The sequence below is a fragment of the Bradyrhizobium sp. USDA 3364 genome, assembly GCF_054056355.1.
Map to the genome: position 1 here is coordinate 7,887,200 of NZ_JBSRYG010000002.1, position 14,154 is coordinate 7,901,353.

A 14,154-nucleotide genomic window follows, 5' to 3' on the forward strand; every position below is an offset into this window, starting at 1 on the left:
GGTGAACGAAGGATTCAGCAGATCCGAAGCGAGGCCGGAGTGTACTTCGCTCGGTTGAGGCCAGACGAGGCCGCGCGCTGAATTTGTCGTGTCCCACGGATTCCCAGCCATCACAAAACGCAATCTGACTTGCAGTAAAACAAAGTCTATCACAGGTAGAGTTAGATGAGGTCGGCTACTATTGCGTCAATGGGATGGCAATCATGGCCGCTCAGGGCCGCTCTCTTGGGTTTAGTCTAGTATTCGCTACTCAAGATATACCTGCAATGCTGCGGGAGAACGACAAAGAGGCAAAATCGATCATCGCCAATACGACGACAAAAATCTTCATGCGGGTGGAGGAACTGGAGGCCACCGCCAAGCTGGCGATCGATTCCGGTGGCGAAGGCCTGAAAGCCCAGACCGGCGGCTTCTCCGGCAAGGCCGGCGAGTTCAACACCAGCTACCTCGACGGCATGGAGGCGCGGATCGAGAAGGTCAGCCGCATCAACGCGCTCGACCTCCGCGCGCTCGGCGTCGGCGAGGCCTACGTCACCTGGCACGACCAGTATTTCAAGGTGAAGACCTTTCACGCCTTCCCGGAGGGCGAGTACGACAATCTCGCGAGCCTCGAGCTGCGGGTGAACCACTTCATCTCCGTCGCCCGGCCGAACCCCGCCGACGTCAAGAAGGAAGAGACGCTACCCTTGATCGCCGAGAAGCTGGCGGACATCCAGTTCGCTCGCATCGTCGAGGAGCGCGCCAGGGCCGCGCGCGCCGAGATCGCGCAGGCCGTCACCCAGCAGCGCGATCCTGCCAAGATGAAGTCCGAGATCGCCTGCGCCGCGGTCGCCTTCCTGCGCGCCAACAAGAAGACCGGCCCGCAGGGCGATTATCTCACCGCCTCCTGCGCGGCGCTCGCCGCCATTACGCTCGCCCAGATCAACGACGCCAACGTCTTTACCAGGGACGTCCGCCGCATCGAGGGCCTGCCCGAGGTGCCGCTCTCCAGCGGCCTGACGGCGACCGCCCGATCAGGCCAGGGGCGGGTTCCCTCGGAAGTGCCGGGCATGGTATCGCCAGCGCTGCGCGCCGCGCGCGGCCGCCCCACGGCAGCCGCGTTCGGCGCGCCGGATGGCGCGCCCCTCGCCGCGGCAAGCCGTCATACGCCGGACCGCCCGATACCGCCGCCGCCCCTCGACGACGAGCTGCCGCCGGCCGAGGATCTGGAATTCGAGACCGAGCCCGATTTCGACGAGATTGTGCCGTTCGCCGACGCCTTCGATCAGCCCGGCGCCGATTTGTCCCTGCCGAGCGACCCAAAACGCATCGCCGCGCAACGCTCGGAGGCGCCGTCGGCCATGCGGAAGGTGGACCACGGCGTCACCGTCGACGGCCGCGACACCTTCAAGATGGCCAAGAAGCTGCAGAGCAACGACGCCACCCTGCGGTTCCTGGCAGCCCTGAACTTCGACGACGAACCGGGCGCAGACGCCGTCGACGCCGCGATCGAGAAGGCGGTGATCTTCGACGAGGAGGACGATGCGCCGCCGCCTCCACGGGCCCAGACCGTGGATCCGGCCGAGATCGAACGCGCCGACGTCGCCTCGGCGCGCGCGACGCAGTGGACCGAGCGCGCAACCCGGCCCGCCGCGGCACCGCGCGAACCAATCCCGGACCTCGAGACCGCGGTCCGGTCCGGCAATGCCCAGGACGCCACCGCCTCCTTCCTGGCCGAGCTGCTGCAAGAAGAGCGATAGACGAGAATTGGCCGGGCGCGCTTTGCTGCACGGTCCTTCTCCCCCAACCGCCTGACGCACCGTCATGTCGGCCAAGTCCGGGCGAGCTGCTGCGCGCCCGGCCATACCCGTCGATGGCCGGCGCGCGTCGCACGGCTCGGCTGCGGACGATCGCGCGCTACAGCGAACGCAACGCCGGCCAGGCTCGGTCTGGCGCCCCTGCCCGGCCACGCCTGCGATCGCACGCCAATCCCGGCGCCATCGAATACGCGCCTCAACTCACGTCTGGCCGCAGCGCCCACCCGACCGCGCGGCGCAGCAACGCCCACCCGATCGATTCGGATGGCCTCGCCTTGCGAGCGAGGCCAAACGCTCGCCCGCGTCCCGATCCGGGCCGGATTCAGCCTTCTCACGCATTTGTGATCGACCTCTGACATTTGCTGTTCTCGAAAAATCGTGCCGGCAGCGACGCCGGCCCGGCCGCGCCGCAATGGCTCCGGGGCACGCCGGCACGCGCCGCGCAGCTCCCGGAACGCGATGTCGTGGCGCGCATCGCCCGCGCGTCGCGCCACCACCAGCGCGCCGGCGCGAGGGCCTCGGAGCCGGCCGAGCTTCCCCGCCGCCGCAGCACAACCGGCGCCGCCGCGGGCTGCCTTCGAATCCTTGCCGCCGACACGACGTGCGGTCGCAGCTTCGCAGCCGCACCACGCGCCGCCCCAAGGATTGGCAGCCCGGCCAGTGCACAGGCCGCACGCCGGGCACTGGCCCCGCTGCCGGCGACCGCGCGGACGCCGACACGGCGTCGCACACCGAGGCGGATGTTTTGGCCGACAAGGATTCGATCTTTCTTCAAGGACTTGCCGTCCCGGCCCAAAAAGCCGCCGTTCTACCAGGGCGGGTGCCGGCGAACGCCGGTGCGACACAGCTGCGCGCGCAGCCTGGCCAGCCGGATCGGCACCTAAGGCCGCAGCTCACATGAGTTCGCGCTGGCAACTTCGCCAGGGCGCGCGATCAGCCGGATCGCCGGATGGCGATGGCTGGCGCGGTGACCTCAGCCATCACAGCCCATAACCGCACTCCGGATCCTGGGCGATCCGCAGCGGATCGGCCGCCGGCAACCACCGCAGCAGTGACGCTCGCGCGCCGCCGTGACAGGACCTGCCCCTGCGCTGTCCGCTCATCTCCGCGATCAAGCCGCCAAAGAAGCGCTCTGCCGTGGAAAAATCCTCCGCGCTGCAGCCGCTCACGACCTCGGCGAACAGGTCCACGATAATGTTTCCGACCAGCGCCGGCTCGTAACCGACCGCAATTCCGGTCAACCGCCACAGCATCACCGGCGGGATCGCATCCGTGGTCGACAGCAGCATCGCGACATAGACGCGGTGATCGTGCCGCCATTGGCGCCACATGCCCTCGTCATAGGCCACGCTAAAGCTGTCCGGCGGCAGCCCGTCGACGTGATTTTGGTCGAGCTCGATTGCGGCGGAGAATCTTTCGAGCAACGCTCGAACATCGTCTGGCGTCAACGTCCCGGTCACCATCGCTCACTCCTGGTTCTTGCTGCAGCCGCGGTTCGCTTCAAGGCGGTCCCCGCGACGTTCCTGGATCCGACAATATTTGCTGCACCAGCAAGTCTCAAACGCCGTAGGGAAGCTAACGCCAGTTAGCTTCCCTACGGCGGGCTGTTGCACAGGTTTCTTTGCAATGCGCAGCGGCCGAACGATCACGAGGCATGGATAGCGCGGCGCCGACCACACGATAATCGGAGTCGCATCTGCTCGATCGGACGCATTGCGGGTCGGCCGTGTCAGCGGCCCCGGCGGACCGGCCGCCGTCGTGGCTGCCTCTGGGTCGGCGATCGCGGCTCCGCGGCCGGCACCGCCACCAGTTCCGCCACGTCGACGCCCAGCGCCGCCGCAACCTTGTCCAGCGATTCCAGCGTCGGGTTGGCAGTCGCGACCTCGATGGCGCTGACCAGCGCCTGCCGCACGTTCGCCTCTGCCGCCAGGTCATCCTGCGACCACGATCGCGCGAGCCGCAACCGGCGCAGGTTGCGGGCAAGCTGTCGCTTCAGGTGGATCGGATGACGCCGCCTCATCCAACAGGATGATGCATTTGTCGCCTCGACACGCCACACGCTTTAGCGTTTAAAACACGTTAGAGCGTGTAAGGGCGCATAGGGGATTGGCGGCCTCCCGCAAGGCCACCATATCATTCGGGTCACGACAGCCTGCTTGCATCGGAAAGCCCCGGCGGACCCTCGTGGCGTTCGCCAACAAGTCACATTGACGCCAGCCCGATACCTCGATGCAGGCAGCCGGATCGCTGCCTTACCGTTGCGCACGCTGACGATGGCGCTCAAGAGCTCGGCGGACGGGAGGGTCTGTCACCCCCTCGGGAATGACGGGATCGTCGTCCGGGTATAGCGCAATGAAATCCGGATCATGTGCGCCGATACGCCAAGCCTCGCGCACGCTCAAATCGTCCTTGAAGAGCGGCAGGTCACGGATGACTTCGGGAGACCGACCCTCGCCACTCAGGATCGCGGGAGCGACAAAATAGCAATGATAGGTCCGGTAGGCTGCTAGAAACATTTCCAAGACCCTTGGGTCCGCCGGATCCATGCGTTTCGCACGAGAGACGACAACCGCCTGTTCAAAGGGCTGAGGATCTTTCATCACGTTCTCGACGTTCGTGCTGACAACAATCGAGTACGACGACAGCTTGTGGCGATCGACCCCGGTTACCAGACTGATGCGCAAAATCCCCTGCTCGTCTTTCCGGCCAAACTCCTTCCGCCAGGTCTCGAATATCTGTCTCGCGGGCTTTTCGTTCTCAAACAAAAGCATCAAGCCCGGCGGGAAGTCTTGATGCAGGCTGACCGCCATACCTCGCCATTTTGCCGCTTCCCACAGCGCCATATCGATCACCGAAAGCACCCGGCGCTGTCCATGCTTCAGGCGATCGGTACGACGCAATTCGGGAGGAGGCTCGCCTTCCCCATAGCCTATTTCACCGGGCTCTACGGCCAGCTCGGTCTCCGGTTCGAATGCAGGCATCAAGGTGCGCTTCAACGCGAACCGATGCTGCTCGTCAAGCCAGGAAGACAGATCATAGAAGGGGGTCGCGCCGACAACATTGCTCGCGCTGGTGAATACGTCAGCAAAGGCAAGCGAGCGGCCAAACCCTTCTTCCGTCATCGCTATGCGCTCAAAATACTTCTCCAGATCGGGCACGTACAATATGCGCGGTATCAGAACAGCAAGCGTATCCCTCAGGAAGTCACGGAGCTTTCGCTCGACAAGCTCGCGCGATGAATCATACTTGGTGGAATAATCGATCCGCGCCAGAAACTCGGGATCATCGACGGCGATCTGGAATTCGGGGCCATCGCCAATCTCCTTTGCCGCTATCCGGATGTCGATACGCTGACGATGCGGAATCGCGTCATAGTCGAGACTCGTCGCGAAGAACATCTCAATGAAACCAAGAAATGCCTCGCCAATCCGAATCCCTGTCTCGGTCGAGTCCACGGTTACCGTCCATTGGCATCCCAGGACAGAAGACCACAGTAGAACGATCGCGCCGTCAAAGAGCTCGACCTTTGAAGGCAGATGCTCGTTGTCAGGCATTTGCGAGAGATGCCCAATCGTTTCGTTCAGCTCAGCCTCGGACACCTCCTCATTCACATATCCCTCTGCGAGCAACGTCTCACGGTGACCAAGCAAGTAGAGGAGAACCATTGCCGAGCCGAACAGCCCCATTTTTTCCAAGGTCTTCGGCAGCCGATCCATCGCGGCGAGCTGCGGCATGGACGAACGAAGCAAGAGTGCCGCGAGCAGGCGATCTTGTGCCTGAAACTGCCCTGTGAACGCCTCTTCTTGATCATCGTCCAACTGGAAGAAGTCAGCCAGCATTCGCTCGAAATTCACGTAGTTGAGAACATGAGGCAAACGGCCCAGCTGCAATTCGATCCACACGAGTTGTTGAATGGCGCGAAGGGCCGCAAGCCCGATATGTCCATCGCGGACAAACTCGGAAAGCGCATGGGAGGCGGCAGCCAGGAAAATAGAGTGAGCGGCCCATAGCAGGCCGATTTTTTGATATGCCAACGCGCAGATCATCAGGCAGTGCACGAGATCACGCCGATGCTCGTATTTGATCAGCTTTGTTTGGGCACGCCCTAACAGGCGGATTGCATCATAATTATCATCCGCCTCCAGTTTTTGACGTCCACGCGTCAACAACGCCAATCCTGCAGCGGCCTCGCTTCGGCGGCGTTCAAGTATCGGCAACAGGGTTTCGAAAGCTTCGTCATAGGCGGGATTCGATCCGAACGCCTGTCCAAACTCCTCGAACAGTCGGGAAACTCGGTCAAACGGATAACCGCCCATGTACTCGGCTTCGCGAAAGATCTTGGCGAGCTCGGTCAGCACTTCGCTTACAGCACCAGCATTGCCGCCTTCCACGGCGAGGCGTGTCGTGCACCATACCGTTCTGGCTAACGCCGCGTTGTTTGGCCGGTCCGGCTGTTCGGACAACTCAACCAGGCGGGACTGCAAGCGCTCCGTTCGCTCCTGAAGTTTGGCCGCCCCGGCTTCCAATGCGCCAACCCGCACGCCGGTTAGAAGGTTATTCCATGCATTTGAAAGCCATTCCAGATCATCGGCTTGCTCACTCTCGAGAGCCAGCTCCTCGATTCCATTGTAAAGTTCGTTCACCGTTTCGAAGTCGTCGAACCAGAAGCAAGCCGTCCAGGCGCGTTGATACCGGATGCGAAGTAGCTGTTGAGAGGAGCCAACCTTCAGCGCGATCCGGTTAGCGCGGTCAAACAGGCCCTCGACTTCGGTGCGGCTCAGCTCCAGCTCGCGCCCGAGAATGGCGACGTCGAGGCAGTCTTCCGCCAGTTGGTACTCATCGCCGGAGTAGCGATCCTGGTCAGCAATCTTCCGCTCCAGTTCATCAAGATCTGCCCGCTTCTGCGCATCGCGCGGTCCCGTTACTCTTTCTTTGGGAGACGAAACGCTGATGTTGAGAGAATCAATCGCCAGCTTAAAATGCTTTCGATCGAATACTCTTTCGACAATCCAACCCCGATCCAATATCCGAACGGCAATGCCAAACGACCTGGTGAGCTCGTCTTCGGTATCGGCGCGATCCCGGTCCTTGATGAACTGGTTGGAAAGGAAGTAAATTAAGGAATAGCCGCGCTTCGTCTCGGCTATCTTCTTTACGTCGGAGCGTACCTTGGTCCGCCAGTCCTTTTTTGCGCTAACGGCAAACGCCCATCGTTCCGAACCTGCATTCGGATTGGCCTCGTACCAGCGGTCGGCAACTTCTGACGCCACAGGATAGGTCTCAGTGTCCACTTTACTGTCGCCACCACCGGTTGGCCCGGTTTGCGGAATGAGGTTGGGACAGATCTCCTTTTGCGCCAATCGGCGGCAGAAAATCTCGAATGGCTTTTCGTCGCTTCTGCTCGTAAGTGTTTCGAGCTGGTATTCAAAAAGGCTTCGGTCGAGAGGTGATGCATCTGCCTCGCGCGAATCGGAAAACTGCTCCGGGCGTCTTGCCCTCAAAAATGCCGAAGGGCTGTAGGCTGGCTTTCCCGCGCGCGTTCTTCCCTTGTTCATGACGCGGAAATTTATAGTATCGCTTGCCCCCGGCAATCGGAAACCGGCAAGCAAGGGAGTTATCGCCAGATTTCGGGGTGAATCGTCACGGCGCGAAGCCCAAGGAACGATCGCCAGGAATAGGCAGTGGACTGGCCGGAGGCGCGGCGCCGGCGCAGGCCGTTTCACCTGAGTTGTGCAGCGCTCGCCTATCCAGATTTGGGCGACGCAAATGGGCCTGGCGCCAGTAGTGGTCGAGCAGCGCTTAGGCTGGAGCTGCACGCCTTTTGTAGAGATCGAGCATGCCAGGCAGCGTCTTGCAAACTCTGCAGCTCCGGCTATCGCTCGTTTTGCCTCCAAGGGCCCAGGCTGGCTCGCTCTTGAGCGCCTTACGCCTTCTGCCCCCATGTGAGTGCATGGTAATGGATTGCGATCCGTGAACTGTGCCAGGCCGTGGCAGCCGATGCCGGTCACGCCAAACGATCCGTCCGGCACCTTCGTCGACCGGTTGTGGGGGAAACCCGAACAGAAGACCGGGCGTCGCGCCAGCGGTCCGGCGTCAAGCCGCCCGAACGATGCCGTGCGGCCTGTGAGGCTCCCGGATGCAACACGTAGCGCCGCGATCGCGGGGAGATCCGCGCGGCACTACGCGAAATACATTGCGACCGCTTTGGAAGACCTCGCAAGGGCGGCAGTCGTGTCCCTGGTGCCGCGGAGTGATGGAAAGGTGGTGCCGATGGGAAAACGCGCGTAAGGATGATCCGGCCTCAAATTACTCAGTCCCTTCCAAGGTCCAGCGCTTCGAGGAGTTCGCTTCCGTTTGCCCAGCGACACACCTGTACGATTGACGAAGCATGCCAGGCGACCGGTTTGGAGCACCTTCTCGCGACAACGGTTGGACGTTGACGGCTGGTACTAATCCATTCGCTTCCGAGCAGACTTGCCGCCCGCATGTGTTCCAAAGACCGTTTCGTCAACCAGGCGCCAATACGCTTCCACGACCTTGGTGTCCTTGCTAGATAGTCCGCTGGTAACCTGCATTTCAGGCCCGAACCCGGAGAGCGTGGCGGTGAGGCTGACCATCATATAATGAAAAAGAATCGGATCGGCCGCGGGAAGCAGCCCCTGCTTCTGGGCCGCAACGATCTGCGGAATCAATCGTTCCAGAAGCGGCGCCAGCACCGTTTCCGCAACCCATTTCAGCCGTGGATTGTTCGAAAGCGATTCCTGACGCATGAACCGGTGAAACTCCGGGAATGCGACCGTGTAGCGAAACAGCGTGGCGTACTCCTCGCGCAATCGGGCGAGCGGCGGAAGGTCGGAGTTTTCCGGCGCCGAACTATCCCACCCTGCCCTGATTTGTGCGAACGCATGTTCGGCTGCGGCCCGCCAGAGAATATCCTTGCTGCGATAGTGGTATGTGATCAGCGGATGTTGCAGGCCGAGACGATCTGCTATCTCGCGAATGCTTGCCCCTTCAAATCCGCGCGCCGCGAATTCAGCAATCGCAGCGTCCAGGATCGAGGCTCGCGTCTCGAGCGCCCGCTGTTGCTCGGCCCTCTTGCGCGGGCGCTCTCGCCGGACAGTTTTCTTCGCCATTTGGCCATCGATTAACATGGATCCCAAGCGAGCGCCAGATTGCCACTTCAAGAGCCTAACAGAGGCTGCCGTGTGATCGATGGCTTGGAGCTACCGGCGTATGCATCCGTCGAAAGCCCAACACCGGATTTGCCGAGGGCGCCCATCAGGCGCGCGGCGGCCGCCATTGCGTGATGCGGATCGGATACCACGAACGCCCTCTTGCGACCCAGCGTAGCCAACTCATCGGGTATCTTCGCAACAGTGCCGAATCCGAAAACGACGCGCGCCGGCAACGCCGTGTACTGAAAGGCTTCGATGGCATTTTCGCCGGGCTCATGCGCCTGCCTTCGCCGCGCAGGCGAATTCCTCGATCATCGCCTCGCGCATCGCAAACTTCTGGACCTTGCCGGTCACCGTGGACGGGAAGCCCTCCACGAACCGGATGTGGCGGGGGATCTTGTAGTGCGAAATTCGGTCCTGGCAAAACCTGCGGACGCCCTCCTCATCGAGGGTGACGCCGGCCTTTGCAACGATCCACGCGCAGAGCTCTTCCCCGTATTTCGTGTCGGGAACGCCGAACACTTGGACGTCCTGGATGTCCGGGTGCTGATACAGATACTCCTCGACTTCACGCGGATAGATGTTCTCGCCACCGCGGATCACCATGTCCTTGATCCTGCCGACGATGCGGCAATAGCCATCATTGTCGATCGTCGCCAGGTCGCCGGTATGCATCCAGCCGGCCGTATCGATCGCGTCCCTGGTCCGCGCCTCATCATTCCAGTAGCCAAGCATGACCGAGTAGCCTCTTGTGCAGAGCTCGCCGGCTTCGCCGCGCGGAACGACCCGGCCGTCTCGATCCACAATCTTGACCTCGAGATGCGGCTGGATCCTGCCGACCGTGGAGACACGCAGCTCGAGCGGATCCTCCCGGCTGCTCTGGAAACTGACGGGACTGGTTTCGGTCATCCCATACGCGATGGTTATTTCGCCCATATGCATGACTGAGGCGACTTCCTTCATGACCTCGATCGGGCATGGAGCTCCCGCCATGATGCCCCGCCGTAACGAACTCAAATCGAAGCGCGAGAATTCGGCGTGATTGAGTTGGGCGATGAACATCGTGGGTACCCCGTAGAGTACATCGCAGCGTTCGGCTTCAACGGTCTCCAGCGTCCGCAACGGATCGAAGGCCTCGGATGGATAGACCATTGTTGCGGCATGGGTCACGCAACCGAGGTTTCCCATCACCATGCCGAAACAATGATACAGCGGCACCGGAATGCAGACGCGGGAACCAGGCTCGATTCCGGTGGCTTCTCCGACAAAGAAGCCGTTGTTGATCAGATTGTGGTGCGAAAGCGTGGCACCTTTCGGCAATCCCGTGGTACCGCTCGTAAACTGGATATTGACGGCATCGTCGATCTGGATCGTCCCCGATATCGAGCCGAGCCGCTCGTTACCGACCTGCCTTCCGTTCTCCAATATCCGCTCAAACGCGACGAGGCCGTCGTGCTTGCCTTCGATTGAGATGACGTAGCGCAGCTCCGGCAGCCGCACACTCTTGAGTTCGCTGCTTCCGCTACCCAGCTCCGGAACCAGTTCGCGAAACATGGCGATATAGTCGCTGGTCTTGAAGCGGTTGGCTGATATCAGCGCGCGGCATCCCACGGTTCGAAGGTCGTGTTCCAGTTCGCTCAGGCGATAGGCAGGATTGACGTTGACCAGGATCAGGCCCGCTTTCGCCGTCGCAAACTGCGCGATGGTCCATTCAGCGCAGTTCGGGGCCCAGATGCCGACGCGATCGCCCGGCTCGAGGCCGAGCGCCAGCAGCCCCGATGCGAATGCGTCAGAGCGCGCCTTGAGCTCCGAATAGGTCCAGCGAATGTTCTGGTGCGTCACAACCAGCGCCTCGCGAGAGCCGTCGATCGCGGCCACTTCGTCCAGGAGCGCGCCGATCGTCTTCCCGATCAAGGGCGCGCCGCTATTGCCATGCACATAACTTTCGCGCTGCACGACCACCTCCAATGGCCTCTGTCACTGATAATCGACCGGCATGGGCTGCATGCCGCCGACCTCTTACTTCCCCTCGAACACCATCGCCGGGGGTTCGATGTCTTTGTCGAAGGCCGCCGCCGTATTCGCGAATCCGCGCTGCGCATCGCTGCCGTCGTAGAGTTCCATGGCGACATCGAGCATCATGAGGTCGGCGGCAGCCACCCCTCCGCTCGACCACGCCTTGAGCAGCGTTCGTGTTGCGGCGTACGAGCGGGTTGGCCCGATCGCGAGCTGCTGCGTCAGCGCGGCCGCGGTCGCTGCGAGTTCTTGTTCAGGCACTACGTGGGTCGCAATTCCGAGTGCCCCTGCTTCGCGGCCTGATATTGGTTCGCCCAGCATCGCAAATCGCGACGCGCGCGCCCGACCGGCGCGCTCCGCGATCCGCTGCAGGGCGCCGGCGATCGGAAGCATCGCCGTCGTTACTTCCACGCAACGGAAGATCGTGTTATCGGCCGCGACGAGAAAATCACAGGCCAATGCAAGCTCGAAACCGCCGCCGAAGGCGATACCCTGCACCACGGCAACTGTCGGGATCTTCAGCATTTCGATTGCGCGATACGACGCGTTCACATCCGCCACGAACGTCCTGAACCAGTTGACGTCTTTTCCCGGCCATTCCCGCACTTCGCCGCCGAAGCTGAAATGCGGCCCCTCGGAACGGATCACGAGCACGCGGATATCGCTCTGGCTGGCCTGGTGCACGGCGGTTCGCAAGGTTTCCGCGAAGCGCGAGTCGACCCGGTTGAAGGGAGGATCGCCCAGCACAAGATTTCCGACGGCACCGTCTCGTTCGAATCGGACTGTCGTCATGGTAATTCTTCCTCCTTGTGCCAGCGTCAGGCCGGACGTCGGCCAGCGGATTCCGGGATGATCGGCAACAGCAGATGCGACGGCCGGTCCGCGTCGCGATAGATCCGGTGCGTGACGGTCTTGCTGCTGCAAACGTGGTACGGGATGTATTCGACATTAGTCATTGCGCCGGTGCCGGTCGGGACATCCAGCGACGTGATGTCGAGACAGATCCGGTGCCCCGCCTTGAACTGGTTCGCGGTGGCGAGGATCTGGATCTGGTACTCGACCACTTCTCCCGGCGTCACCGGCGCGATCGCATCCTGCGTCAGCTTGTGGAACGGCTCCCAGGGCTTCGAACGTTTCTCGTCGAGCGCCCGATACGATGCCTTCAGCCAGCCGCGCGTCAGCTCGCGTTCGGGCAGCGTCGACGGAACGTCGCGCTCTCCTTCACGTGCTGTTCGGACCGAGACGTCGGGCCCGACGTCCTTGAGCACGATGATCCAGTTGGTGTCTTCCTGATCGATCGCCGCGTGCAGCGTCAGCGTGATCGGGCCGGCGACGGTGACGTCGTGCGGCAGGGGATCGGTCATATAGCGCAGGCGCTCGACCTTCGTCGTCCGCGTCACCGGCATCTGCGTGAAGACATCGGACTCGCGCGCCGCGGCGCCAAGTTCCGAAGCAGGCCGCGGCGGTTCGGTCGACAGCCCTTCCCAATGGGAAAGATAATACTTCGTCCATTGCGTTTCCGGCAGTGGCCAGTCCGCTCCGGTTCGCCACGCATTGGCTCCCATCAGCCAATAGCGCACCGGCGGCTCGTCCATGATGCCGGTGTTTTCCCCCTTCAGCCAATGGTCGTACCAGCGGATGATCTCGTCGTGGAATTGATGGAAGGGCCGCTCGAGGTGGGCTGGTCCGGTGAAGAGCAGCTTCTTTGGCGCATCGACGTTGGCGAAGTAGTGCTGCGCGCCCAGCCAATGGAGCTTGTACGTGTAGGCGTAGGCTCCCGAGCCGGTATAGAACGGTATCTTGATTTTCTTGAAGGTCTCTTCGGCGCGCTCGACGGTGCCGTCGAGCTCCCAGGGATGCGTCATCATGAGATACATGATGAACGTGCGCTGACCCTTTTGCGTGAGGACGTTGTAGAGGTTGATGTACTGCTTGTAGTCGGGATTGCGCATTGCGCGGCGCCAGAGCTCCTCCTCCGCGGCGGGAAGTTCTGCGGGCCGATCGCGCGACTCGTGCACCGTGCTGAAGACGTCGAGCAGATAGGGAAAGGCGTGCAGGACGCCGCCGGGATTGAAGTCCCGGAATCCGAACATGCCGCCGTAGGCGCTGCACGCATCATAGGGAAAAATCGCCTTCAGCGCCGGATGTCCTTGCGCGGCGGCGCGCCATTGCTCGCCGGCAAATCCGGAGATACCGACCATTCCGACCTTGCCATCCGACCACGGCTGCTGCGTGATCCATTCGATCAGATCGTAGTGGTCGGTGTCCTCGTGGCCGTAATGCCCTTCTGACTTGGCGGAGCCCCGGGGCTGCGCAATCACGTGAATGTAGCCGTTGGCGATGAAGCGCCGTGTGTCGCCCGCCTCGATCGGGCCGAACCAGAGCGGCGCGTGCGCCGGCTGCGGCGGCAGGATGTCCGCGATGTCGGGACCCTGGATGTCCTTGTTGTGCAGCGCCGACGCGTACAGCACGGGATATTTGCCCGGCGCATCCGGGCGGTAGACGTCGACGGCCAGCCGCGTGCCGTCCCGCATGGCGACGTAAATGTCCCGTTCCTCGATCATCGCTCGTCTCCGCCCGGCTTTCGCGGCGCTGGCCGCCGACATTTTGCGATCGCAGCTTGCAACCGCGGCATCGCATAACCGAACTCATAGCACTTTACTTTACGAGCGTAAAGTATAATATTGATCACGACCGCGTGCGGTCGTTCGGAATCGAATTCTCACCCCTGCAAGGAGAGCTGAATATGGACGTTACGAGGTTTCTGCCGCTGCTTGGCCGCCTGCTTATCGGCCTGCCGTTTCTCATGAGCGGCGTTGGCAAGCTAACCACCTATGCGGCAACGACGGCCTATATCGGCAGTGTCGGCTTGCCGCTTGCCCCCCTTGGCTGGGCGATTGCCGTTGCCTTCGAGATCGGCGGCGGTCTGCTGCTGGTGCTTGGTTTTCGTGCGCGAACGGTTGCGCTCGGCGTGGCCGTGTTCACATTGGCAACGGCGATCTTCTTTCACCGGAATTTCGCCGATCAGAATCAGATGATCCATTTTCTCAAGAACATCATGATCGTCGGCGGGCTGTTGCAGATCGCGCACTTCGGCGCCGGACGCTTCAGCCTGGACGCGCGCAATCTGAAAACTGTCAGGGCGTGACGACTTGAGGGACTGACTC

8 protein-coding genes and 1 pseudogene are annotated in these 14,154 nt (G+C 61.9%); 2 read left to right on the forward strand and 7 right to left on the reverse strand.

Translation table 11 applies throughout. The features are described 5' to 3' along the window. Positions 1 to 173: 173 nt before the first annotated feature. Positions 174 to 1,739 (forward strand): annotated as a pseudogene (locus tag ACVILL_RS37310) (TraM recognition domain-containing protein); the annotation flags it as partial. A 1,037-nt stretch (positions 1,740 to 2,776) separates the two neighbouring features. Here ACVILL_RS37310 and ACVILL_RS37315 read toward each other — a convergent pair. From ACVILL_RS37315 to ACVILL_RS37345, 7 genes are all read right to left on the reverse strand, one after another. Next, entirely contained in the window at positions 2,777 to 3,259 is a 483-nt protein-coding gene (locus ACVILL_RS37315) for a hypothetical protein (RefSeq protein WP_456733588.1), read from the reverse strand. A 266-nt stretch (positions 3,260 to 3,525) separates the two neighbouring features. Further along, positions 3,526 to 3,816 (reverse strand): helix-turn-helix domain-containing protein, encoded by a 291-nt coding sequence (locus ACVILL_RS37320; RefSeq protein ID WP_456733589.1) that lies wholly within the window; start codon positions 3,814 to 3,816, stop codon positions 3,526 to 3,528. A 232-nt stretch (positions 3,817 to 4,048) separates the two neighbouring features. Then, entirely contained in the window at positions 4,049 to 7,351 is a 3,303-nt protein-coding gene (locus ACVILL_RS37325) for a hypothetical protein (RefSeq protein ID WP_456733590.1), read from the reverse strand. Positions 7,352 to 8,245: 894 nt separating this feature from the next. Beyond that, positions 8,246 to 8,929 carry a TetR/AcrR family transcriptional regulator gene (locus ACVILL_RS37330; RefSeq protein ID WP_456733591.1) on the reverse strand — a complete coding sequence of 228 codons (684 nt, stop codon included), beginning with the start codon at positions 8,927 to 8,929 and terminating at the stop codon, positions 8,246 to 8,248. A gap of 315 nt (positions 8,930 to 9,244) precedes the next feature. Continuing rightward, positions 9,245 to 10,933: an AMP-binding protein gene (locus ACVILL_RS37335; protein WP_456733592.1), complete on the reverse strand. Its 1,689-nt coding sequence runs from the start codon at positions 10,931 to 10,933 to the stop codon at positions 9,245 to 9,247. Positions 10,934 to 10,990: 57 nt separating this feature from the next. Continuing rightward, a complete protein-coding gene (locus ACVILL_RS37340) occupies positions 10,991 to 11,779 on the reverse strand; it encodes an enoyl-CoA hydratase/isomerase family protein (protein ID WP_456734449.1) in 789 nt (262 codons plus the stop codon). 26 nt (positions 11,780 to 11,805) lie between these two features. Continuing rightward, on the reverse strand, positions 11,806 to 13,551 hold the full coding sequence (locus ACVILL_RS37345) for a CocE/NonD family hydrolase (RefSeq protein ID WP_456733593.1): 1,746 nt from the start codon (positions 13,549 to 13,551) through the stop codon (positions 11,806 to 11,808). A 182-nt stretch (positions 13,552 to 13,733) separates the two neighbouring features. On the opposite strand from ACVILL_RS37345, the gene ACVILL_RS37350 reads away from it, so the two are divergent. After that, a complete protein-coding gene (locus tag ACVILL_RS37350) occupies positions 13,734 to 14,135 on the forward strand; it encodes a DoxX family protein (RefSeq protein WP_456733594.1) in 402 nt (133 codons plus the stop codon). Positions 14,136 to 14,154: the final 19 nt, after the last annotated feature.

Excerpts from the sequence above, each read along its gene's own strand:
- ACVILL_RS37315 (WP_456733588.1), bottom strand. The coding sequence starts at position 3,259 with ATGGTGACCGGGACGTTGACGCCAGACGATGTTCGAGCGTTGCTCGAA.
- ACVILL_RS37320 (WP_456733589.1), bottom strand. The coding sequence starts at position 3,816 with ATGAGGCGGCGTCATCCGATCCACCTGAAGCGACAGCTTGCCCGCAAC.
- ACVILL_RS37325 (WP_456733590.1), bottom strand. The coding sequence starts at position 7,351 with ATGAACAAGGGAAGAACGCGCGCGGGAAAGCCAGCCTACAGCCCTTCG.
- ACVILL_RS37330 (WP_456733591.1), bottom strand. The coding sequence starts at position 8,929 with ATGGCGAAGAAAACTGTCCGGCGAGAGCGCCCGCGCAAGAGGGCCGAG.
- ACVILL_RS37340 (WP_456734449.1), bottom strand. The coding sequence starts at position 11,779 with ATGACGACAGTCCGATTCGAACGAGACGGTGCCGTCGGAAATCTTGTG.
- ACVILL_RS37345 (WP_456733593.1), bottom strand. The coding sequence starts at position 13,551 with ATGATCGAGGAACGGGACATTTACGTCGCCATGCGGGACGGCACGCGG.
- ACVILL_RS37350 (WP_456733594.1), top strand. The coding sequence starts at position 13,734 with ATGGACGTTACGAGGTTTCTGCCGCTGCTTGGCCGCCTGCTTATCGGC.